The sequence below is a fragment of the Vibrio sp. Isolate34 genome, from assembly GCF_022397915.1.
Classification (GTDB): Bacteria; Pseudomonadota; Gammaproteobacteria; order Enterobacterales; family Vibrionaceae; genus Vibrio.
Window position 1 is genome coordinate 206,569 of sequence record NZ_JAKEUO010000002.1, and the last position, 21,846, is coordinate 228,414.

Below are 21,846 nucleotides of genomic sequence, written 5' to 3' on the forward strand. Positions count from 1 at the left end.
AAATATGATTAAAGCAGCAGGTTTAGGCCTTGTAGTTCTTAGCTCTTCTTTCTTTGCAACAGCTGCTGAAGCTGCGCAAAAAGTGGGTTATGTAAACACTGCACAAGTATTCCAGGCTCTACCTCAGCGTGAAGTTGTTCTTCAAAAAATGCAGGAAGAGTTCAAAGACAAAGCAGCTGAGCTACAGAACATTCAAGCTGAAGCAAAAACGAAGATTGAAAAGCTTAAGCGTGATGGCGAGCTACTAGGTCCTGACGAAGTTGAGAAGCTACGTATCGAAGTAGGCCAACTAGACAGCAAGTACAAAATCAAAGCTCAAGCACTAGAAAAAGCAAGCCAACGTCGTGAAGCACAAGAGAAGCAGAAGCTATTCAAAGTGATTCAAGATGCTGTAACGAAAGTTGCAGAGAAAGAAGGCTACGACATGATCGTTGATATTCAAGCTCTGCAATACGGCAAGCCAGAATACAACATCTCCGAGAAAGTAATTAAAGCACTGAAATAAGTTTTATGAAGAATCTGACTTTAGCCGAATTGGCAACGATTACCGGGGGAGAGCTACACGGAGATGGTACTATTACCGTTTCAGCAGTCGCTCCTATGGATAAAGCGCAAGAAGGTAACATTACGTTCCTTTCTAACGTGAAGTACAGCAAGCACCTAGGTGACTGTAAAGCATCTGCTATTATGGTTAAAGAGAGTGAGCGTGAACTGTGTAAGACTAACGTGATTGTGGTTAATGACCCTTACGTTGCTTTTGCTAAGGTTGCTCAAGCGCTTGATACTACTCCAGCACCCGCTGCGGCTATTGCTGATTCAGCTTCGATTGCAAGTGATGCGACCATTGGACAAAACGTGTCTATTGGTGCAAACGCTGTGATTGAGTCTGGTGTTGTTCTTGGTGACGATGTGATCATCGGCGCGGGCTGCTTTATCGGTAAAAACGCAAAGATTGGTGCTGGCACTAAGCTTTGGGCTAACGTAAGTATCTACCATGAAGTAGTGATTGGTGATGCGTGTTTAATTCAATCAAGCACGGTGATCGGTTCTGATGGCTTCGGTTATGCGAACGAGAAGGGCGAGTGGATTAAGATCCCGCAAGTGGGTTCTGTTCGCATTGGTAACCGCGTAGAAATCGGAGCGTGTACAACCATTGACCGTGGTGCATTAGATGACACAATCATTGAAGATAACGTTATCTTAGATAACCAACTTCAAATTGCTCATAACGTTCACATCGGATATGGTTCTGCTCTTGCGGGTGGTACTATCATCGCAGGCAGCACGACGATAGGTAAGTACTGTATTATTGGTGGCGGCAGTGTGATTAATGGTCACATTGAAATCGTTGACGGCGTTACAATCACCGGTATGGGGATGGTAATGCGTAGCATCACTGAGAAAGGCATGTACTCTTCAGGTATTCCTTTACAGCCAAACAAAGATTGGCGTAAAACAGCAACGCGTGTTCATCGAATTGATGAAATGAACAAGCGTTTGAAAGCCGTTGAAAAACTTATCGAGAAGAGCGCGGAATCATAATTCCAGCATTTCTAATAAAAGGCTCGCGTACAGCGAGTCTTTTTCGTTTATAATCCTTCTAATTAAATAAAGAATATATATATAGGAATACGACTTTGACTACTGAACAGACAACGATGAACATTACTGAAATTCAGGAACTATTACCTCATCGCTACCCATTCTTAATGGTTGATCGTGTGACTAGCTTTGAAAAAGAAAAAACACTGACTGCGATTAAGAATGTCTCTGTTAACGAACCTCAGTTCACAGGCCACTTCCCACAACTTCCTGTATTCCCAGGCGTGTTGATCTTAGAAGCAATGGCACAAGCAACAGGCCTTCTAGCATTTAAATCTTTTGGTGCACCTTCTGGCAACGAGCTTTACTACTTTGCAAGTGTTGATAAAGCAAAATTCCGTAAGCCAGTAGTACCTGGTGACCAACTGGTTATCGAAGTTGAATTCTTAAAAGAGCGTCGTGGCATTGCATCGTTCAACGGTGTAGCGAAAGTTGACGGCGACGTTGTATGTTCAGCTGAACTTAAATGTGCTCGTAGAGAGTTTTAATATGATTCATGAAACAGCGAAAATTCACCCGGCAGCAGTAATCGAAGGTGATGTAACTATCGGTGCTAACGTGACGGTTGGGCCTTTCACTTACATTGCTGGTAATGTGACCATTGGCGACGACACAGAAATCATGTCGCATGTTGTGATCAAAGGTCACACTACCATTGGTAAAGAAAACCGCATTTTCCCACACGCTGTTATCGGTGAAGAAAACCAAGATAAGAAATACGGCGGTGAAGACACAACGGTCGTAATCGGCGATCGCAACGTAATTCGTGAAGCGGTTCAAATCCACCGTGGTACCGTTCAAGACAAAGCAACCACTGTAATTGGTGATGACAACTTACTTTGTGTTAATGCTCACGTAGCGCACGATGTTATTGTTGGTAACCATACTCACATTGGTAACAACGCTATTCTTGGCGGACACGTAACGGTTGGCGACTACGCTGGTGTTATGGCACTGTCTGCGATTCACCCATTCTGCTCAATCGGTGCTTATGCATACATTGGTGGTTGTTCTGCCGTTGTTCAAGATGTACTGCCGTATGTACTTGCACAAGGTAACCATGCAGCACCATTCGGCCTTAACCTTGTAGGTCTGAAACGTAACGGATTCGAGAAACCAGAGATTCGTGCACTGCAAAAAGCATACAAAGAGCTTTACCGCTCTGGCAAAACACTTGAAGAAGCGAAAGCGGCTTTAGTTGAAATGGCGAAAGAGTTTGCTTCGGTAACTCCTATGCTAGAGATGCTAGAAAACTCTGAGCGCGGTATTATTCGTTAATACTAGGTGTGATTGATATAAAAAAGATCGCTACTTTTAAGGCGATCTTTTTTGTTTTAGGCGAGAAGGGAATTGGAAAACTATGGCACAGCAAGAAGCACAAACCAATAACTCAGGCTTTGTTTCCAACGAGCCACTGCGGGTAGGCATTGTTGTCGGAGAACTCTCTGGCGATACCCTTGGCGAAGGTTTTATTAAAGCGATTAAAGCTCAATATCCGAATGCAGAATTTGTTGGTATTGGCGGGCCAAAAATGAAAGCGCTAGGCTGTGAATCTTTGTTTGAGATGGAAGAGCTTGCCGTCATGGGCTTAGTTGAAGTACTTGGTCGCTTGCCTCGTCTGCTCAAAGTAAAAGCAGAGCTAGTTAAGTATTTCACTCAGAACCCACCAGATGTGTTTGTGGGTATTGATGCTCCTGACTTTAACTTGAGATTAGAGCTAGATCTTAAGAACGCAGGTATAAAAACGGTTCATTACGTTAGCCCTTCTGTCTGGGCATGGCGTCCAAAACGTATTTTTAAGATCGACAAAGCAACCGACTTGGTACTGGCGTTCCTACCATTTGAAAAAGCGTTCTACGATAAATATAACGTTGCCTGTGAGTTTGTTGGCCACACGCTGGCAGACGCAATTCCTTTAGAACCAAGCAAACAAGATGCTCGTGAGCTGTTAGGCTTAGATCAAGACAAACAGTGGTTAGCCGTATTGCCGGGCAGTCGAGGTGGTGAGATGGGTTTGATCGCTCAACCATTTATCGAAACGTGCCAACGCATTAAGCAAAAATACCCTGACATCCATTTCGTTGTTGCGCTTGTGAATGAGCAGCGCAAAAAGCAGTTTACTGAAATCTGGCAAGCAACAGCGCCTGAGCTTGAATTCACGTTAGTTGAAGATACGGCAACCAACGTGATTACCGCGGCTGACTCTGTGCTTCTGGCTTCTGGTACCGTTGCGCTTGAATGCATGTTGCTTAAGCGTCCAATGGTTGTAGGCTACAAAGTGAATAAATTGACTGGCTACATTGTGAAGAAGCTGGCTATCACCGAATTTGTGTCACTGCCGAATATTCTGGCGGGGGAAGAGATCGTGAAAGAGCATATTCTTGAAGAGTGCGACCCGAACTTCTTGTTCCCATCTGTCGACAAAATGCTATCAGCCGACAACAGTGCATTGATCGAACGTTTTACCGAGATGCACCACTGGATTCGTAAAGATGCTGATAAGCAAGCCGCCAACGCGGTGCTGAAATTGATCGGCCGAGAGTTTGTTGAATCATAACGTGCTAGTTTCAAAGGCACGGGCTTACAAGTTACAAAGAGAATTGTCATGGCAGTAAAAGAGAAAAAAGAGCTTCCACCTTTCGAATACCCTCAAGGCTACCAGCTATTTGCTGGCGTCGATGAAGTAGGGCGTGGGCCATTGGTTGGCGATGTAGTGACCGCTGCAGTTATCCTAGACCCGAATAATCCCATTGAAGGCTTGAACGACTCAAAGAAACTGTCTGAGAAAAAGCGTCTTGCTCTGCTTCCTGAAATTAAAGAGAAAGCATTGGCGTGGTCGGTTGGTCGTTGTTCACCGCAAGAAATTGATGAACTCAATATTCTACAAGCGACTATGGTTGCGATGCAGCGCGCGATTGCTGGGTTAAGTGTTCAGCCTGATATGGCTTTGATTGATGGCAACCGTGTACCTGAATTACCAATGGCAGGCATCGCTGTAGTTAAAGGTGATTTGCGCGTCGCTGAAATTAGCGCCGCCTCTATTATCGCTAAAGTAGTTCGTGACCAAGAGATGGAGGAGCTTGATAAGCTTCATCCAGAATTTGGCTTTGCTAAACACAAAGGTTACCCGACTAAGACGCATTTCGAGGCAATTGAAAAGCACGGTGTTACCGAGCACTACCGTAAGAGCTTTAAGCCAGTAAAACGTATTTTAGGCATTGATTAAATGCTACACAGATAAGCGTTCATCTTCGAATAAATTTGCTTACTAGCGGTAGAAAAAAATAGAATACACTCAGTTGTAATCCTAGGCTTCGGTCTAGAACTCAGGAAAAATAATGTCAGATCCAAAATTTGTTCACCTACGCGTACACAGTGACTTTTCTATGGTGGATGGCCTGTCTAAGGTGCCACCACTAGTTAAAAAAGTCGCTGAAATGGGTATGCCAGCTCTAGCACTTACCGACTTCACTAACCTATGTGGTTTGGTGAAATTTTACGGTACTGCCCATGGGTGTGGGGTTAAACCAATTATTGGTGCTGATTTTCTGATGCAATCTCCAGAGTTTGGAGATGAGCTGACGAAACTGACGGTTTTAGCGTCTGATAACAAAGGTTATAACAACCTTACCTTACTGATTTCAAAAGCTTACTTACGTGGTCACATACAGCATCAACCTGTGATCGACAAAGAGTGGCTAATTGAAAATGCTGAAGGGTTGATCATCTTATCCGGCGCTAAAGAAGGTGAGATCGGTAAGGCATTGCTGAAAGGTAACCGTGATCTCGTCGCGAGCAGTGTCGAGTTTTACAAGGCTCACTTCCCCGATCGCTTTTATTTAGAGTTGATTCGTACAGGGCGTGCCGATGAAGAGTCTTATCTGCACTTTGCACTAGAACTTGCTGAGCAACAAGACTTACCGGTTGTAGCAACCAACGAAGTGGTGTTCTTAACTGAAGACTTGTTTGATGCCCATGAAATCCGCGTAGCGATCCATGATGGTTACACCATGGTCGATCCGCGTCGTCCAAAAAACTACAGCGCGCAACAGTATCTTCGTAGCGAAGAAGAGATGTGTGAACTGTTCTCCGATATCCCAGAAGCGCTTGAAAACAGCGTTGAGATTGCTAAGCGTTGTAACGTCACTGTTCGTCTTGGTGAGTACTTCCTCCCGAACTTCCCAACCGAAGGTTTAGCGATTGAAGACTTCTTGATTAAAAAATCAGAAGAAGGCCTTGAGCGTCGTTTAGCATTCCTTTTCCCTGATGAAAAAGAGCGAGCGGAGCGCCGCCCAGAATATGACGAGCGCCTAAAGGTTGAACTGGAAGTTGTTAACAATATGGGTTTCCCCGGCTACTTCTTGATCGTAATGGAGTTCATCCAGTGGTCTAAAGATAACGATGTGCCAGTAGGCCCTGGTCGTGGTTCGGGTGCAGGTTCATTGGTGGCGTACGCGTTGGATATCACCGATCTTGATCCACTTGAATACGATCTACTGTTCGAACGTTTCTTGAACCCAGAACGTGTCTCGATGCCCGATTTCGATATCGACTTCTGTATGGATAAGCGTGACCAAGTAATTGATCACGTTGCTGAAATGTATGGTCGTGATGCGGTATCTCAGATCATCACCTTTGGTACCATGGCAGCAAAAGCGGTAATTCGTGACGTAGGCCGTGTACTTGGCCACCCGTTTGGCTTCGTGGACCGTATTTCTAAGCTTGTACCGCCAGATCCGGGGATGACACTAGAGAAAGCCTTCCTTGCTGAACCTGCATTACCAGAGCTTTACGATGGCGATGAGGAAGTTCGTGAACTGATCGATAAGTGTCGCATCCTTGAAGGTTGTACGCGAAACGCCGGTAAACACGCAGGTGGCGTTGTGATCTCACCAACTACGATCACGGACTTCGCACCTATCTATGCCGATGCTGAAGGTAACTTCCCAGTAACGCAATTCGATAAGAATGACGTTGAAACCGCTGGCTTGGTTAAGTTCGACTTCTTGGGTCTACGTACTCTGACCATCATCGACTGGGCGTTGGGCCTAGTGAATCCACGTTTAAAGAAGGAAGGCAAAGAGCCGGTTCGTATTGAATCGATCCCTCTGGATGACCAAGCGTCGTTCAACCTACTACAAAACTCTGAAACTACTGCGGTATTCCAGCTGGAATCACGTGGTATGAAAGACCTGATCAAACGTCTTCAGCCTGACTGTTTTGAAGATATCATCGCATTGGTAGCCTTGTTCCGTCCGGGCCCACTGCAATCAGGCATGGTAGATAACTTTATCGACCGTAAGCACGGTCGAGAAGCGGTCTCTTACCCAGATGAAACATGGCAACATGAATCACTAAAAGACACGTTAGAGCCAACCTATGGCATCATCCTGTACCAAGAACAGGTAATGCAAATTGCACAGATCCTAGCGGGTTATACACTGGGTGGCGCGGATATGCTGCGTCGTGCGATGGGTAAGAAAAAGCCAGAAGAGATGGCAAAGCAGCGCAGTATTTTCAAAGAAGGTGCGGAAGCTAACGGCATTGATGGCGAACTGGCCATGAAAATCTTCGACTTGGTAGAGAAATTTGCGGGCTACGGCTTTAACAAATCTCACTCGGCTGCATACGCACTGGTTTCTTATCAAACGCTGTGGTTGAAAACGCATTACCCAGCCGAATTTATGGCCGCGGTAATGACCGCGGATATGGATAACACCGAGAAGGTTATTGGCCTTGTTGATGAATGTTTCCGTATGAAGCTCAAGCTGCTCCCACCTGATATCAACTCTGGCTTGTACCGCTTTAACGTGGATGAAGATGGCGCGATTGTTTATGGTATCGGCGCGATCAAAGGGGTAGGTGAAGGTCCTATTGAAGCGATCATCGAAGCGCGCAATAAGGGCGGTTACTTTAAAGACTTATTCGACTTCTGTGCACGCCTTGATCTGAAGAAGGTCAACAAACGTGTTATCGAAAAGTTGATTCTATCCGGTGCCTTAGATAGATTAGGTCCTCACCGTGCAGCGATGATGGCTTCATTACCGGATGCGGTTAAAGCGGCAAGCCAACATCACCACGCTGAGTCCTTTGGACAATCAGATATGTTTGGCGTATTGACCGATGCGCCTGAAGAGGTTGAACACAAGTATACTCAAGTCCCTAAGTGGCCTGAGAAGGTTTGGCTTGAAGGCGAACGTGAAACGCTTGGTTTGTATCTAACGGGCCACCCGGTTAACGCCTACATCAAAGAATTAGCGAAATACACCAGCTGTCGTTTGAAGGATGCCACGCCAACGCGTCGTGACCAGTCATTAACGATTGCAGGTTTAGTGATTGCGGCTAGGGTGATGACCACTAAACGCGGTACACGAATCGGTTTGATGACACTTGACGACCGATCTGGCCGAATGGAAGTGATGTTGTTCTCAGATGCGCTCGATCGCTACGCAGAATTGCTCGAAAAGGATAAAATTGTGGTCGTTTCTGGACAGGTCAGCTTTGATGACTTCAACGGTGGGCTTAAAATGTCCGCGCGCGAGGTCATGGACTTAGGAAGCGCCCGTGAAAAATATGCTCGTGGGGTATCGATATCTATCGATGAATCCCAAATTAATGGTCAATTTTTTGAACGATTTAGTCAAATCTTAGAACCTTATAGAGCCGGAACGGTCCCAGTCAATGTATACTACCAGCGTGCCGACGCTAGAGCGCGGTTAACATTGGGCACAGAATGGCGCGTGACGCCAAGTGATACATTACTAGACGAATTAAAACAGCTGCTTGGAAATAGCCAAGTAGAACTCGAATTTAACTAAAATTTAGCTTCGCAAGTGCGGAGCTGAATCAACAAGGATTCATAGATGAGCCTGAACTTTCTAGAATTTGAAAAGCCTATCGCTGAACTTGAAGCAAAAATCGAAGCGCTACGTGACGTTTCGCGTCACGGTGGTGACACAGCGGTAGATCTAGACAAAGAAATCGAACAACTAGAGAAAAAAAGCTTAGAGCTTAAACAGAAAATCTTTAGCGACTTAGGTGCATGGCAGGTTGCTCAACTTGCTCGCCACCCACAACGTCCTTACACAAAAGATTACCTGGAGCATGCATTCACAGAGTTTGAAGAGATGGCGGGCGATCGCGCTTACGCTGATGACAAAGCAATTGTGGGTGGTATGGCTCGTCTAAATGGCCGTCCTGTTATGGTTATTGGTCACCAGAAAGGTCGCGAGACTAAAGAAAAAGTACTTCGCAACTTTGGTATGCCAAAACCAGAAGGTTACCGTAAGGCACTTCGCCTAATGGAAACGGCTGAGCGTTTCAACATGCCTATCATTACTTTCATCGACACAGCGGGCGCATACCCAGGTGTTGGTGCTGAAGAGCGTGGTCAATCTGAAGCTATCGCGAAAAACCTTAAGGTTATGGCTGGTCTTTCTGTTCCTGTTATCTGTAACGTTGTTGGTGAAGGCGGTTCTGGTGGTGCACTAGCGATTGGTGTTGGTGACTACGTGAACATGCTTCAGTACTCTACGTACTCAGTAATCTCTCCAGAAGGTTGTGCTTCAATCCTATGGCGCGATTCAGATAAAGCCCCACAAGCTGCTGAAGCGATGGGCCTAATTGCTCCTCGTCTTAAAGAGCTTGAGCTTATTGACGAGATCATCCCTGAGCCGCTAGGTGGTGCACACCGTGATCCAGTGCAAACAGCTCAGAACATGAAAGACATGCTAGTGAAACAGCTAGAAGAGCTAGAGCAGTTTGATAACGAAACGCTTCTTGAGCGTCGTTACCAGCGTCTAATGAGCTACGGTTACTGCTGATAAGCTGCCTTATTCGAAGGCGGACTTTATGTAACAAGATGATGAAAGGGTTGGACTCAGTGCCAACCCTTTTTTATTATTTAAACATTACCTTTCAAACACCTTCTTGGTTCATTAAGCCTCATGACTCACTTAATCGAAACGTTTACCTCTGTATTTGACCAAAGCGCAATCAAGCCTCTGCGGCTGGTGGTTGCCTTTAGTGGTGGGGTTGATTCACGAGTGCTGTTGGAGTTAGCTGTTCAATACACCAAAGCTCATGGTATCGATTGTCAGGCAATCCATATTCATCACGGATTGAGTGAGAGTGCGGACCAATGGGCCGAGCAATGCCAAGCGTGGTGTGATGATTTGTCAGTGCCTTTGGCTGTGGAGCGTGTCTCACTGGATGTTCATAGCGGTGAAAGTATTGAAAAGCTTGCTCGAGATGCCAGATACCACGCCTTCAAACAGCATATTCGACACGGCGATGTACTTGTCACTGGTCAACACATCGACGACCAAGTAGAAACTTTCCTGTTAGCGTTAAAGCGAGGCAGTGGTCCGAAAGGCCTTTCCTCGATGGCTAAAGTCATGCCGTTTGCTGATGCTCATATTGTTCGCCCACTGCTATCGGTGACCCGAACCGAGATTGAAGCAGCCGCTCTCGACATGGGGTTAACGTGGGTAGAAGATGAAAGTAATCAGGACGTGCGTTTTGACCGAAACTTTATTCGTCATCAAGTGACTCCGGTGTTGACTGAGCGTTGGCCAAGCTTTCGTGAGTCGGTCAGTCGCAGTGCTCAGCTTTGTGCGGAGCAAGAGTTATTGCTCGATGAGTTGCTTGAATCTCACTTTCAGCAAGCTTTGGGAGATAGCCAGAGCTTAAACATTGAGGCGTTATCTCAACACTCAGACTTGTTACGAGCACGACTGCTAAGAATGTGGTTGAGTCATTGTAATCAAGCAATGCCGAGTCAAAAGCAGCTCAAGCTTATCTGGAATGAAGTGGCGTGTGCTCAGCGTGATGCTAACCCCAAGCTGATGTTAAACGGCGTTGAAGTTAGGCGTTTCAATCAAAAACTCTATTTGGTTCGAGAGACTAAAGATCTATCGGGCTGGCAAGGTGACGTTTCTGTTGGAGCAAGGTTGGTTCTGCCTGATGGTTTGGGACATGTCAGCTTGCAAGCGGAGGGATCTGAATCCGAAGCTGGTCGTCGGGTACAAACGTTCAGCTTACTAAACCAAAATGCGGTATTACGTGTTACCTTTAATCCCGAAGGATTATCGGCACACCCTGTTGGACGTGGACATAGTCGAAAGCTCAAAAAACTCTTTCAAGAGTACCAAGTACCCAGTTGGTTACGACGCAGAACGCCAATATTAATGGATGGCGATCGAGTGATCGCTGTTTTGGGTTTATTCGTAGATAAAAACTACGAAGGTCAAGATTGTGAAGCGCTTTGGAGCAAGTAGAAAAAGTTTGTGTCACAATTCGGCGTCACTTTAATAAAAATAATTAATGGAATATGCAATGAAGAAAATTACACTAGGATTAGTTCTTGGATTTGGACTATTGAGTGGTAACGCTCTGGCGGGTGATGTTGCTGCGGGTCAAGCTAAAGCAGCAATCTGTGCGGCATGTCATGGTGCAGACGGTATCGCAGTGATCCCTGGTTACCCAAACCTGAAAGGTCAAAACGAGCAATACATCGCTTCATCAATTAAGGCATATAAGAACGGCCAGCGCACCGGCGGTTTGGCCGCTGTAATGCAGGCTCAAGCTTCCATGCTGAGTGATGAAGATATTGCTAATCTAGCCGCTTACTACGCAAGCCTTAAGTAAAACCTTCTTAAAGCGCTGATTAAACAAGATGATAAATTTCGAGCCAGAGCTTTAAAGCTCTGGCTTTTTTCATTGAATGTTTACTATAGCTAACCGATAATGAGCCATTCGCACAGTTTAAGGGATGAACATGAAAAAGATTGAAGCCATTATCAAACCATTCAAACTTGATGATGTACGTGAAGCACTTGCAGAAGTGGGTATTACGGGGATGACAGTATCTGAAGTTAAAGGCTTTGGACGTCAGAAAGGTCATACTGAGCTATACCGCGGCGCAGAGTACATGGTCGACTTTTTACCTAAAGTGAAATTGGAAATTGTTGTAACCGACGAAGTGGCTGAACAATGTGTTGATACCATTATCGAGACGGCGCAAACAGGCAAAATTGGCGACGGTAAGATCTTCATTACTGAGGTTGAACGTGTGGTACGTATTCGTACTGGCGAAGAAGACGAAGACGCCGTATAAAAAAACTATTACCCTAAAAGGAGCGTTTATCGCTCCTTTTTCATTTCTGGTAGGGTGCTGTATGTTTAAGAAAACCATCATTGTTATCGCAGTCTTGATAACACTCGCTGTTGCTAGTTTTCATCTTATCTTCGTGATCCCGAACAAACCCAACCTGATCACCTCCGCTCAAAATACCAGCAATGATATCTACAGTTGCTACCAAAATTCTGAGCCCAAAGAGATTGATGTGTCAGATGGGTTAAGCCTCACCGTCTGGAACATCTACAAGCAGAACCGCAACAACTGGCAGATCGAACTGAATAAGTTCTCGGCGGGAAGTGATTTAGTCTTACTGCAAGAAGCGAGCATGACGGATGGGCTTCGCCAGTGGGTAACGAGTGGTCAATGGGGAAGCACTCGTGTGAATGCGTTTGAAGCTTTTGAACAAAGTGCTGGCGTGCTCAATCTAGCGACTCATTTACCGATAGAAGCGTGTGCTTATACCCACGAAGAGCCTTGGCTTCAACTGCCTAAATCGGCTCTTTGGTCTCGCTATCAGTTGAATAATGGTGAAGAGCTAGCGGTGATCAATATCCATGCGGTGAACTTTACATTTGGTACGGAAGATTACGAAGCTCAGCTCAAAAGCTTGACCGACAACCTGCAAAAATACCGCGGTGCCGTCATCTTTGCGGGAGACTTTAACAGCTGGAGCGAAGCGCGCTTTACAGTATTGAAAGATGCGTTAGAAAAGGTCGGTTTAACAGAGGTGGCGTTTGAGCCAGATAACCGAACTCAATTTATGACGGGTTTGGTGCTCGACCATGTATTCTATCGAGGTCTAGAGGTAGAAAAAGCAAAAGCGCCCATGACGGACGCTTCTGATCATAATCCAATGTTAGTAACCTTTAAGGCGAAGTAGCTTATTCAGTCACTCGGTAGGTTTACGTAGGGTTACTAACTTTTTCTATTTTCTGGGTTATTTACGACACTAAAATGTAGATCGCCCAGATTAGGTAGTAACCAACCCACGGCAAGCCAGAAATAACCAGTGCTTGCCCGCGTTCAAACTCAGTCCAAGTTAGTACGGCTGCGTAGCCCAATACGATGTACCAAGGTAATAGCAGTGGTAATGAGCTTGCAAACTGAGACCAGTCGCTGGTTAGAGGCAACTTGATTAAGCCGTTTAAGCTGTTCAGGTCAGCGGCGTAGTTCATCACATGGCCGTGCTTGAGGATTAGGCTTGCGTAGCTCGCTACATCACCTAACACAGCAGGGAATATCACAACCGATGCCGCCGCGAACCAGCGCCAAAAGCTATGCTGATGTTGGCTTGGCTTCGTTGCGAGATTAAACCAGAATGCCAATAGAACGATGGTTAACGTTCGGCCAAATACATCGTTGATGATCTCACTTGCGAGTAGGGTATTGCTGTCAAGTAACGCCAATTGGTCAGGGTTAGTTTGAGCCAGTTGTTTTGATAACTCTGCGCTTAACCAAGCAAAATCTACATTCGAAAAATAAGCACCCCAAAATAAAAATGGGCTGAGTATTAATACGACGTAGGGTTGCCATCCCCAAGCGCTTCTTTGATAAAGCGCTAAGAAACAAGCTGTTGGTGATCGGAATATATCCAACAGCATGACGAGTGGGTTACTTGACGGGTTCATACACTTACCTTAGTTACATCAACATACAGCTTCAGTTTTTGTCCTGGCTGTAGGTATTTCTTGTTCTGCAAAGTGTTCCATTTTACAACATCTGCACTTTTTACTTTGAACTTTGATGCAATACCGCTGACTGTGTCACCTGATCTTACGTTATAGAAGATCGTACGGATGATGGCGCCGTCTGAACTATTCTTCCAAATGACCAGTTCTTGACCAACTCTAAGAGTGTCGCGTGGTCCCATACCGTTCCACTTAGCCAGTGATTGGTGAGATACCTTATTTGCGCGTGCAATCGTCCATAGGCTGTCACCACTTTTTACTGTATGGCTGAGCTTATATTGACCACGACTCTTCGACTGTGTGCTTGCTAGGCGGTTTGAAGCGCTTAGTGCGTATGTCTTGTCGTCTTTGGTTGAGGTTGGGATAAGCAGGTGCTGGCCAATACGAATATTGTTGTTGCTCAACCCGTTTGCAGAGCGGATCACTTTGCTGGTGGTGTTGTATTTGCTTGCCAGTACGCTAATGCTGTCACCCGACTGAACTTGGTAACGTACCAACTTCATGCCTTTGCCTTTATTGGCTGCGACTTCTTTGTTGAATTTTTCAACTGAGCTGATAGGAAGCAGTAATTGTTGGTGCTTCTCAGGCGATGTCGCCCACTGGTTATAAGCTGGGTTGTAGCCTTGCAGTTCTTTTACTGGAATGCCCGCATAGTTTGCAGCAATCGCTAAATCAAGTTGCTCTTCAGGGTTAATTAGAGTCAGTACCGGCTTATTTGGGATCGCTGGGATATCAATACCGTACTTTTCTTGGTTAGCGATCACGTCTGCTAGTGCCAGTAGTTTAGGTACGTAGCTGCTGGTCTCTTTTGGCAAATCGAGAGAGAAGAAGTCGATTGGCTTACCAAGCTTCTTGTTCTTACGGATAGCACTGTTTACACGACCACCGCCACTGTTGTATGCAGCGATTGCGTGTTGCCAGTTACCATCAAAACGTTTGTTGAGGTCGGTTAGGAAGTCTAGCGCCGCATCAGTAGAAGCAGCAACATCGCGGCGACCGTCATACCAAAAGTTTTGTTCAAGCCCGTAATCTTTGCCTGTCCCTGAAATGAATTGCCATAGACCTGCTGCACTGCCATGTGAGTAGGCAAATGCATCGAAAGAGCTTTCTACAACCGGCAATAGTGCCAGCTCTAAAGGCATATCTCTTTCTTCAATCTTAGTGGTGATCAAATAAAGGAAAGGTTCAGCACGCTTTGATACGGTTTTTAGGTGGCTCGGGTGATTGAGATACCAAGTTCGGTAGTAGTCGACCTTCTTTTGGTCTGGTACTTCCATTTCAAGTTGCATCGCAATGCGTTTCCAAACATCTTCTTGTGTTTGTGGAGTAACGATTGGTGCTTCAACTTTTGGTTCTTCTTTGGTCGTTTCTGATGAAGCGTTCGCTTGAGAAACTTCTTTAGTAAGAGATGTGTTGGTTTGCTCGGAAGCTTGGTCTGGATTCTCTGACTGAGTTAATTGGCAACCAGAAAGTAGTAATACCAAAGCCCAGCTGTACTTAACTCGCATGTTACAGCCTTTTTAATAAACGGCCGATGATAATACTTGTCACCCCCTATGAGTGACAAGTCTGTATTTGTTAAAATTCGTTCTTCCACGCACGTAAAGCGGTGAATACTGATAGAGGATCGGTCTGTTCGGTACGATTAGATACTGATTTGACTACACTTGGTTCGGTGTAGCGCAAGAAAGGGTTCACAAACTTCTCTTGTCTCAAATTTGTGGGGATGGTCGACTTATTTTGAGCACGCAGTCGGTTCACTTGGTCGCGATATTGCTGCAAATGTTGGTTATCAGGCTCGACGGCAAGTGCGAAAGCGATATTGGCTGCAGTGTACTCATGTGCACAATAAACTTCGGTTTCTTGAGGCAGCGCTGTTATTTTATTCAGCGCATCGAACATCTGTTGTGGTGTCCCTTCCATGATTCGGCCACAGCCTGCTGAGAACAACACATCACCACAAAATAGCTTGGCATCACCCACATAGCCAATATGGCCAGCAGTGTGTCCACTGAGTCCTAACACGAGGAACACTTCACCAAACAGCTCTAACTGGTCACCATCATCAACTGGATGCGTTAATGTCGGGATAGGTTCATTTCTTGGGCCAACAACATCGACGCCGGGAAATTGTCTTACCAGCTCTGGAACGCCGCCAATGTGATCGTGGTGGTGGTGTGTAATCAAGATTGCATCTAAAGTTAGCTCATGGTTCGCTAAGTACTCTAATACTGGAGCCGCATCACCAGGGTCGACGACAGCACAACGACGATCGCTATTTTCAATCAGCCAGATGTAATTGTCGTTAAATGCAGGTATGCTTTTGATATGTAACATTATTGGTTCTCCAGTCACTTTCAGTGCGACAGAATAAGTGAGACAGATTATTGATGAAGCCAGCACGTAGCAGAAAGAAGTTTGAACATCCCTACACTTGGGCACAGTTGCACAATGGGGATTGGTTGAGAGAATCTATTCAAACTCGACTCGATGAGTGGTGCCCAAAGCTATTTGGTTACCATATGCTCAAGCTCGGCGGCCTCAGTAGTGAGATTTCTAGCTGCACATGCAACATTCAACATCAAGTAAACCTAGATATCCAGAACCCATTACATAATGTGATAGCGGATGGCTATAATTTGCCCTTTTTGGAGAAAAGTTTTGATGTTGTGGTGCTCAGTCATCAATTAGATTATAGCAATGACCCGCATCGATTATTGAGAGAAGTCGACCGAGTGATGATGGATGATGGCTATATTATCATTACTGGCTTCAATCCTTTCAGTGTGACTGGGCTAGCCAGTTTAATGCCTTGGCGAAAGAACAGCTTGCCTTGGAGTGGGCGCATGTACACGCCAAATCGAATTAAAGATTGGCTCGGTGTATTGAACTATGAAGTGATTCATTGTGATACCTACGCGCTGTTTCCGATGAGTAAGTATCAAGCGATGTGGACGTGGTTGGAGAACGCTTTAGGTGGTTGTGCCTCTTTTGCTGGCAGCCAATACTTTATTGTTGCTCGCAAACGTACTTATCCGCTCAAACCTATCAAGCCGCATTGGCACCTTAAACGACGCTTCTCTCCTGTGGGAGCAAGTTTTAGAACCAACTCTCGCCGTTCAGTGCATTCCACAAAAGCACCATACCCGTTAAAAACAGAAAAAGCCGACTCGTAGTCGGCTTTTCGTTTTTTATCGTATTTTAGGACGAGACACGAGCTCAGGCATTCACACCCATTTAGCAAAGACGATTAGCTGGGTTGATAGCCCGTATCTTCCTGAGTTGGGTTCTCAGCGGCCGTTCTTGCTAAATCATCACACATTTCGTTTTCTCTGTGTCCGGCGTGTCCTTTAACCCAGCGCCAATCAACGCTATGACGCGCCGTTTCTTTATCGAGTCTTTGCCATAAGTCGGCGTTTTTAACCGGTTTCTTATCGGCTGTCTCCCAGTCACGCTTTTTCCAGTTGTGAATCCACTGTGTGATGCCTTGGCGCACGTATTGGCTATCTGTGGTCAGAATCACCGAGCAAGGCTCTTTGAGGGTTTGCAGGGCCACGACAGCGGCGAGCATTTCCATGCGGTTATTGGTTGTTAGGGTAAAACCTTCCGCTAATGTCTTTTCGACTTGTTTGTAGCGAAGTACGATGCCATAGCCACCCGGGCCAGGGTTACCTAAACAAGAACCATCAGTGAAAATTTCAACTTGTTTCGTCATGATTTGATACTATTACCTCAAGCACATTATCGGCATAGTCTGACACAGTTATCCTTATGAATACCAGTAGCACTCCAGAACAAAGCACGAACGAAAAAAACAGTTCGAACGAAAATAAGCGCATCGTTGTACTCGATACCGAAACCACCGGTATGAATACAGAAGGTGGCCCTCACTATATGGGGCATCGCATCGTTGAGATTGGTGCAGTAGAGATCATCAACCGTAGGCTGACCGGACGTCATTTCCACGTCTACATCAAGCCCGATCGTGCGATTCAAGAAGAGGCGATTGGCGTTCACGGTATTACCGATGAATTCTTGGTGGATAAGCCAGAATACCAAGACATACATAAAGAGTTTCTCGACTTTATCAAAGGTGCCGAGTTGGTGGCTCATAACGCGCCCTTCGATACGGGCTTTATGGACTATGAATTCGAGAAGCTTAATCCTGCGATAGGTAAAACGGATGACTACTGTAAAGTTACCGATACCTTGGCAATGGCGAAGAAGATATTCCCGGGTAAAAGAAACAACCTAGATATCTTATGTGACCGTTACGGTATTGATAACTCGCACCGTACTCTCCACGGCGCATTGCTCGATGCGGAGATCCTAGCCGACGTCTACTTATTGATGACGGGTGGACAAACTTCGCTGCAATTTAACGCTGGCCAACAGGAAGGCGAAGCAGAAAGCATACGAAGAGTAGAAAGTGGTCGAAAATCCCTTAAGGTTTTACGAGCTACGGCCGATGAAGTAGAAGCGCATCAAAATCGTTTAGACCTCGTCGAGAAAAGCGGAAGCTGCCTTTGGCGTCAGTAGGGAGAAAGTATGTTAAGGGTATTGGCTACCGGTTACTTATTGCTGTTAAGCTTTAGCTTACATGCGGCAACGGAATCCGTAATGAGTTTGTTGGACAACCGTTTTCGTGTTGATCCCAGTATTGAACAAGTCACCTTTGTGATTTATCGAGCCGATAACTCTAAGCCTGTCGTTTTGGTTCGCCCTGACGGCAAGAAATACTACTCTTGGCGCAATGCTGATAATGTCCGTTGGTACGAAGAGTCGTCCATGGACATTATCTCTATCGACAAGCCGATGCCTGGTCCTTGGCAAGCGGTCGGTAAAGTTTCTCCTAAGAACAACATCAAGCTTCTGTCTCACCTTGTTTTGGATGCCAATGAATTTCCAGACAAGTTGTATCAAACAGAACACATCAAATTTACCGCTCGTTTGACCTCAGACGGCAAACCTCTTGTGCTGCGTGATTTTCTTGATCGCGTGAAGCTTAAGGTGACGTTTACTAAGTTTGTCGAAAACGAAGAGTCTTTAGTGAGAGAAGCTCGTCCTGTGCCTGTTGTGATGGGCGAGTTTGCTGATGATGGTGTTGATCTCGACGAGAAAGCTGGAGACGGTGTGTTTACTGTGTCATTACCGATTGATATTGAGCCGGGCAAATACCGTGCACGTATTACTTCTGGCAATGGCGTGTTCTTGCGAGCGCAAGAGCAAGAGGTTTTAGTCTACCCAACACCAATCACGACTACTTTCATTCAGTCTCGTAAAGAGGGGTTACCTCACACGATTGTTGTGTCTGGTGAACAGGGCATGATCGCACCGAGCTCTTTAGCGGTTCACGTTGAGCATAAAGCGCCTGATGATTATGTAACGTATAAACAAGGCCAAGCCGATGTCGATGCAATGAAAGTGCCTTTAGAGGTCCCTTACAATGGTGAGTTGGGGATCTATAACTGGTCTGGGATGGTTTATGCTACCGACGCCTCAAGTCAACGTCCGCTGATCTTTCCAATTACCGAGCAGTCGTACAGTGTTGTAGAAGATATCGACTTAGCAGAATCTCGACGTCTTCAAGAAGAAGCACTGGCTGAACAGAAGCGTATTGCTACGGAATTAATGATCCTTCAAAAACGTGAAGATGACAGACAGCGCAGTATGATCATTATTGCGGTGGGTAATGTGGTCGCTATTCTATTGGGCTTATTGATTTGGTTTGTGGTTCGTAAGGTCAAGGCGAAGAAAAAAGCGTTACCTGAGATGCAGCTTAAAGCGCCTAAGTAACTCGCTTAGATGATTAGGTTGTCTGGAGAGAATAAGCCGCCAGAGATAAAGCATTAGAATTTGTGACAACGATGTCATTAACAAAAAAACGGGACTCATAGGAGTCCCGTTTTCGTTTCCATTACAAAATCTAGGCTACGTTATCAATCGATTGGCCTGGATATTGTGGCTTTGCTGCTAGCTCCTCTGGAGAGAAGTCATCAACATTAATCGTGTACAGTCGGTGTTGTTCTGCACTGATCAGAAGGTCAGCTTCTTCTTGCGTTAAGATGCCTTTCTCTAAACCTTGTTCAGCAACCAGATCCAGTCTCAGGAAGGCGCGTTTTTGATGCGTCTCTTTGCAGACTTTGTCGAACAGAGGTTCAGCTTGAAGAATCACTTCTAGTGCTTTCTCAATCTTACCAACCGCGTTGTATTGAGTGTCCGCTAAGTATTGACCACGACCGATACGTGAACGTGTTTCACTCGGTGTTTGTAGGATGTGCGCAACTTTGCTGTCCAGTTTGTCGTTTGGTGCGCGACGAATGCGACCAAATGGCATTAGTACAACACGCAGCAGGCGACCAACTACTGGGTTAGGGAAGTTTGCTAAAAGCTCATCAATCGCTACTTCAGTTTGACGTAAGCTATCTTGCATACCCCAATGTACTAGCGGTAGATCTTCAGCATGGCTGCCTTCGCTTTCAAAGCGTTTCAGCGTTGCTGAGCCTAAGTACAATTGACTCAGGATGTCACCCAGCCTTGCTGATAGGCGCTCTCTGCGTTTCAGTGAACCACCTAACACAGCCATTGAAATATCAGACAGTAGCGCTAGGTTTGCACTGTAGCGGTTCAGTTGTTGGTAGTAACGTTGTGTCTGTTTGTCAGTTTTATTGGCTGGCGTTGGTGTATCTGAACCACGACCATCGGTTAAACCAAACCACAAACTGCGGACTAGATTACTCATAGTAAAGCTAACGTGTCCTGCTAACGCTGAATCGAACTTATCAAGCGCATCACTACTTTCAGAATAAGCCGCTTCCATTTCATTAAGAACATAAGGGTGGCAACGAATCGCCCCTTGACCATAGATGATCATTGAACGAGTTAGGATGTTTGCGCCTTCAACGGTAATCGCGATAGGCGAACCTTGGTAACCACGAGCTAGGAAGTTCGAGGGGCCCAAACAAATGCCTTTACCGCCAACGATATCCATCGCATCAATGATGCTGCGTTGGCCACGGTGAGTACAGTGGTACTTAACGATTGCAGAGATAACTGAAGGCTTTTCGCCAAGGTCGATACCTGCAACGGTTAGGTTACTCGCAGCGTCCATTACATAAGCGTTACCTGCAAGGCGTGCAAGTGGCTCTTCAACCCCTTCCATGCGACCAATCGGTTGTTTGAACTGACGACGGATACGAGCGTAAGCACCTGTTGCAAGCGCTGCTGATTTAATACCACCTGTTGAGTTTGAAGGCAGTGTGATACCACGACCAACCGACAGGCACTCAACCAGCATGCGCCAGCCTTGGCCGGCCATTTTCTGGCCACCAATGATGAAGTCGATAGGCACGAAGATATCGTCGCCTTGCGTTGGACCGTTCTGGAAAGGTACGTTTAGCGGGAAGTGGCGGTTGCCAATTTCTACGCCTTTTAAATCTGTTGGGATAAGCGCACAAGTGATGCCTAGATCTTTTTGATCACCAAGCAGACCATCAGGGTCACGCAGTTTAAAAGCCAAGCCTAATACCGTCGCGACAGGTGCTAGGGTGATGTAACGCTTGTTCCAAGTTAGGCGCATGCCCAATACTTCTTCGCCTTGCCATTCGCCTTTGCATACAACACCGTAATCTGGGATTGAACCTGCATCTGAACCGGCTTCTGGACTGGTTAGGGCAAAACAAGGGATCTCTTTACCTTCCGCTAGGCGCGGCAGGAAGTGGTTTCTTTGTTCTTCAGTACCGTAGTGTTGTAATAGCTCACCAGGGCCTAATGAGTTAGGTACGCCAACCGTTGATGACAATACGCTAGAAACGCCGGTTAGCTTCTGAAGAACCAAAGATTGAGCGTAAGCCGAGAATTCTAAACCGCCGTATTTTTTCTTGATGATCATGGCGAAGAATTTATGGTCTTTCAGGTATTGCCATACTTCTGGTGGCAAATCAGCAAGCTCATGTGTCACTTGGTAATCGTTGACCATTTCACACACGGTATTCACTGGACCATCTAAAAATGCTTGCTCGGCTTCAGAGAGTTTCGGGTCTGCAATGTTCTGAAGCTTCTTCCATTCAGGTTTGCCTTTGAACAGCTCTGCTTCCCACCATACTGTGCCAGCTTCTAGTGCTTCTTTTTCTGTCTGAGACATCGCCGGTAGAACTTTCTTAAATAAAGAGAGTGCTTTTTGACTGATTAAAGTTTGGCGAATAGTTGGAACTGCAAAGATCGCAACGGCTAACAAGTAGCATAGCCAGCCGGTGACAGCCACGCCACCAAACAGTGTTAATGCTACCATCGCGCCAGTTAATACGGTTAACGCGCGTACCAGACTAACTCTGTGGTAAAGACAGACGCCTAAGATGGCTGTCATGCCGAGTAGGGAGAGCAATATGTTCATGATCGATTTCCTTTTCAGAGATC

The 21,846-nt window shown here is 45.9% G+C and carries 20 protein-coding genes; 15 read left to right on the forward strand and 5 right to left on the reverse strand.

Annotation, left to right across the window (positions count from 1 at the left end; genetic code table 11):
- Window positions 1-4: 4 nt before the first annotated feature.
- The 12 genes from L1D22_RS03560 (at window position 5) to L1D22_RS03615 (ending at window position 12,623) form a co-directional block, all read left to right on the forward strand.
- Window positions 5-505, forward strand: a complete 501-nt coding sequence (locus tag L1D22_RS03560) for an OmpH family outer membrane protein (RefSeq protein WP_239828847.1) — start codon at window positions 5-7, stop codon at window positions 503-505.
- A 5-nt stretch (window positions 506-510) separates the two neighbouring features.
- Window positions 511-1,542: a UDP-3-O-(3-hydroxymyristoyl)glucosamine N-acyltransferase gene (gene lpxD, locus L1D22_RS03565; RefSeq protein WP_239828729.1), complete on the forward strand. Its 1,032-nt coding sequence runs from the start codon at window positions 511-513 to the stop codon at window positions 1,540-1,542.
- 95 nt (window positions 1,543-1,637) lie between these two features.
- Entirely contained in the window at window positions 1,638-2,090 is a 453-nt protein-coding gene (gene fabZ, locus L1D22_RS03570; RefSeq protein WP_048661224.1) for a 3-hydroxyacyl-ACP dehydratase FabZ, read from the forward strand.
- 1 nt (window position 2,091) lies between these two features.
- Complete coding sequence (gene lpxA / locus L1D22_RS03575) at window positions 2,092-2,880, forward strand: acyl-ACP--UDP-N-acetylglucosamine O-acyltransferase (RefSeq protein ID WP_004738600.1); 789 nt, start codon at window positions 2,092-2,094, stop codon at window positions 2,878-2,880.
- Between the two features lie 82 nt (window positions 2,881-2,962).
- A complete protein-coding gene (lpxB, locus tag L1D22_RS03580) occupies window positions 2,963-4,159 on the forward strand; it encodes a lipid-A-disaccharide synthase (protein WP_239828730.1) in 1,197 nt (398 codons plus the stop codon).
- 48 nt (window positions 4,160-4,207) lie between these two features.
- Complete coding sequence (gene rnhB, locus L1D22_RS03585) at window positions 4,208-4,828, forward strand: ribonuclease HII (RefSeq protein WP_239828731.1); 621 nt, start codon at window positions 4,208-4,210, stop codon at window positions 4,826-4,828.
- A 112-nt stretch (window positions 4,829-4,940) separates the two neighbouring features.
- Window positions 4,941-8,420 (forward strand): DNA polymerase III subunit alpha, encoded by a 3,480-nt coding sequence (gene dnaE, locus L1D22_RS03590; protein WP_239828732.1) that lies wholly within the window; start codon window positions 4,941-4,943, stop codon window positions 8,418-8,420.
- Between the two features lie 45 nt (window positions 8,421-8,465).
- Window positions 8,466-9,425 carry an acetyl-CoA carboxylase carboxyl transferase subunit alpha gene (gene accA / locus L1D22_RS03595; protein WP_239828733.1) on the forward strand — a complete coding sequence of 320 codons (960 nt, stop codon included), beginning with the start codon at window positions 8,466-8,468 and terminating at the stop codon, window positions 9,423-9,425.
- 123 nt (window positions 9,426-9,548) lie between these two features.
- Window positions 9,549-10,880 (forward strand): tRNA lysidine(34) synthetase TilS, encoded by a 1,332-nt coding sequence (gene tilS, locus L1D22_RS03600; protein WP_239828734.1) that lies wholly within the window; start codon window positions 9,549-9,551, stop codon window positions 10,878-10,880.
- Between the two features lie 46 nt (window positions 10,881-10,926).
- Complete coding sequence (locus L1D22_RS03605; protein ID WP_019821619.1) at window positions 10,927-11,250, forward strand: cytochrome c; 324 nt, start codon at window positions 10,927-10,929, stop codon at window positions 11,248-11,250.
- A gap of 130 nt (window positions 11,251-11,380) precedes the next feature.
- Window positions 11,381-11,719 (forward strand): nitrogen regulatory protein P-II, encoded by a 339-nt coding sequence (gene glnB / locus L1D22_RS03610; RefSeq protein WP_239828735.1) that lies wholly within the window; start codon window positions 11,381-11,383, stop codon window positions 11,717-11,719.
- A gap of 61 nt (window positions 11,720-11,780) precedes the next feature.
- On the forward strand, window positions 11,781-12,623 hold the full coding sequence (locus tag L1D22_RS03615) for an endonuclease/exonuclease/phosphatase family protein (RefSeq protein ID WP_239828736.1): 843 nt from the start codon (window positions 11,781-11,783) through the stop codon (window positions 12,621-12,623).
- Between the two features lie 61 nt (window positions 12,624-12,684).
- On the opposite strand, the gene L1D22_RS03620 is transcribed toward L1D22_RS03615, so the two are convergent.
- From L1D22_RS03620 to gloB, 3 genes are all read right to left on the reverse strand, one after another.
- Entirely contained in the window at window positions 12,685-13,371 is a 687-nt protein-coding gene (locus L1D22_RS03620; RefSeq protein WP_176680289.1) for a YIP1 family protein, read from the reverse strand.
- Window positions 13,368-14,939, reverse strand: a complete 1,572-nt coding sequence (locus L1D22_RS03625) for a LysM peptidoglycan-binding domain-containing protein (protein WP_239828737.1) — start codon at window positions 14,937-14,939, stop codon at window positions 13,368-13,370. Before L1D22_RS03625 ends, L1D22_RS03620 begins: the two co-directional genes overlap by 4 nt.
- 70 nt (window positions 14,940-15,009) lie before the next feature.
- Entirely contained in the window at window positions 15,010-15,768 is a 759-nt protein-coding gene (gloB, locus tag L1D22_RS03630; protein ID WP_146492105.1) for a hydroxyacylglutathione hydrolase, read from the reverse strand.
- 53 nt (window positions 15,769-15,821) lie between these two features.
- On the opposite strand from gloB, the gene L1D22_RS03635 reads away from it, so the two are divergent.
- The gene (locus tag L1D22_RS03635; protein WP_176680286.1) at window positions 15,822-16,607 is read left to right on the forward strand and encodes a class I SAM-dependent methyltransferase; all 786 of its coding nucleotides are present in this window, start codon (window positions 15,822-15,824) and stop codon (window positions 16,605-16,607) included.
- A gap of 74 nt (window positions 16,608-16,681) precedes the next feature.
- On the opposite strand, the gene rnhA is transcribed toward L1D22_RS03635, so the two are convergent.
- On the reverse strand, window positions 16,682-17,146 hold the full coding sequence (gene rnhA / locus L1D22_RS03640; RefSeq protein ID WP_239828738.1) for a ribonuclease HI: 465 nt from the start codon (window positions 17,144-17,146) through the stop codon (window positions 16,682-16,684).
- A gap of 56 nt (window positions 17,147-17,202) precedes the next feature.
- On the opposite strand from rnhA, the gene dnaQ reads away from it, so the two are divergent.
- Together dnaQ and L1D22_RS03650 are read left to right on the forward strand one after the other, a co-directional pair.
- On the forward strand, window positions 17,203-17,970 hold the full coding sequence (gene dnaQ, locus L1D22_RS03645; RefSeq protein ID WP_161687277.1) for a DNA polymerase III subunit epsilon: 768 nt from the start codon (window positions 17,203-17,205) through the stop codon (window positions 17,968-17,970).
- A 9-nt stretch (window positions 17,971-17,979) separates the two neighbouring features.
- On the forward strand, window positions 17,980-19,227 hold the full coding sequence (locus L1D22_RS03650) for a TIGR03503 family protein (RefSeq protein WP_239828739.1): 1,248 nt from the start codon (window positions 17,980-17,982) through the stop codon (window positions 19,225-19,227).
- A gap of 130 nt (window positions 19,228-19,357) precedes the next feature.
- Here the strand turns inward: L1D22_RS03650 and fadE are convergent, their stop codons facing one another.
- Window positions 19,358-21,823, reverse strand: coding sequence for an acyl-CoA dehydrogenase FadE (gene fadE, locus L1D22_RS03655; RefSeq protein WP_239828740.1), 2,466 nt, complete (start codon window positions 21,821-21,823; stop codon window positions 19,358-19,360).
- Window positions 21,824-21,846: the final 23 nt, after the last annotated feature.

What these genes read in the sequence shown, in the direction of transcription:
- L1D22_RS03560 (WP_239828847.1), top strand. Translation starts at nt 5, where the DNA reads ATGATTAAAGCAGCAGGTTTAGGCCTTGTAGTTCTTAGCTCTTCTTTC.
- lpxD (WP_239828729.1), top strand. Translation starts at nt 511, where the DNA reads ATGAAGAATCTGACTTTAGCCGAATTGGCAACGATTACCGGGGGAGAG.
- lpxA (WP_004738600.1), top strand. Translation starts at nt 2,092, where the DNA reads ATGATTCATGAAACAGCGAAAATTCACCCGGCAGCAGTAATCGAAGGT.
- lpxB (WP_239828730.1), top strand. Translation starts at nt 2,963, where the DNA reads ATGGCACAGCAAGAAGCACAAACCAATAACTCAGGCTTTGTTTCCAAC.
- rnhB (WP_239828731.1), top strand. Translation starts at nt 4,208, where the DNA reads ATGGCAGTAAAAGAGAAAAAAGAGCTTCCACCTTTCGAATACCCTCAA.
- dnaE (WP_239828732.1), top strand. Translation starts at nt 4,941, where the DNA reads ATGTCAGATCCAAAATTTGTTCACCTACGCGTACACAGTGACTTTTCT.
- accA (WP_239828733.1), top strand. Translation starts at nt 8,466, where the DNA reads ATGAGCCTGAACTTTCTAGAATTTGAAAAGCCTATCGCTGAACTTGAA.
- tilS (WP_239828734.1), top strand. Translation starts at nt 9,549, where the DNA reads ATGACTCACTTAATCGAAACGTTTACCTCTGTATTTGACCAAAGCGCA.
- L1D22_RS03605 (WP_019821619.1), top strand. Translation starts at nt 10,927, where the DNA reads ATGGAATATGCAATGAAGAAAATTACACTAGGATTAGTTCTTGGATTT.
- glnB (WP_239828735.1), top strand. Translation starts at nt 11,381, where the DNA reads ATGAAAAAGATTGAAGCCATTATCAAACCATTCAAACTTGATGATGTA.
- L1D22_RS03615 (WP_239828736.1), top strand. Translation starts at nt 11,781, where the DNA reads ATGTTTAAGAAAACCATCATTGTTATCGCAGTCTTGATAACACTCGCT.
- L1D22_RS03620 (WP_176680289.1), bottom strand. Translation starts at nt 13,371, where the DNA reads ATGAACCCGTCAAGTAACCCACTCGTCATGCTGTTGGATATATTCCGA.
- L1D22_RS03625 (WP_239828737.1), bottom strand. Translation starts at nt 14,939, where the DNA reads ATGCGAGTTAAGTACAGCTGGGCTTTGGTATTACTACTTTCTGGTTGC.
- gloB (WP_146492105.1), bottom strand. Translation starts at nt 15,768, where the DNA reads ATGTTACATATCAAAAGCATACCTGCATTTAACGACAATTACATCTGG.
- L1D22_RS03635 (WP_176680286.1), top strand. Translation starts at nt 15,822, where the DNA reads ATGAAGCCAGCACGTAGCAGAAAGAAGTTTGAACATCCCTACACTTGG.
- rnhA (WP_239828738.1), bottom strand. Translation starts at nt 17,146, where the DNA reads ATGACGAAACAAGTTGAAATTTTCACTGATGGTTCTTGTTTAGGTAAC.
- dnaQ (WP_161687277.1), top strand. Translation starts at nt 17,203, where the DNA reads ATGAATACCAGTAGCACTCCAGAACAAAGCACGAACGAAAAAAACAGT.
- L1D22_RS03650 (WP_239828739.1), top strand. Translation starts at nt 17,980, where the DNA reads ATGTTAAGGGTATTGGCTACCGGTTACTTATTGCTGTTAAGCTTTAGC.
- fadE (WP_239828740.1), bottom strand. Translation starts at nt 21,823, where the DNA reads ATGAACATATTGCTCTCCCTACTCGGCATGACAGCCATCTTAGGCGTC.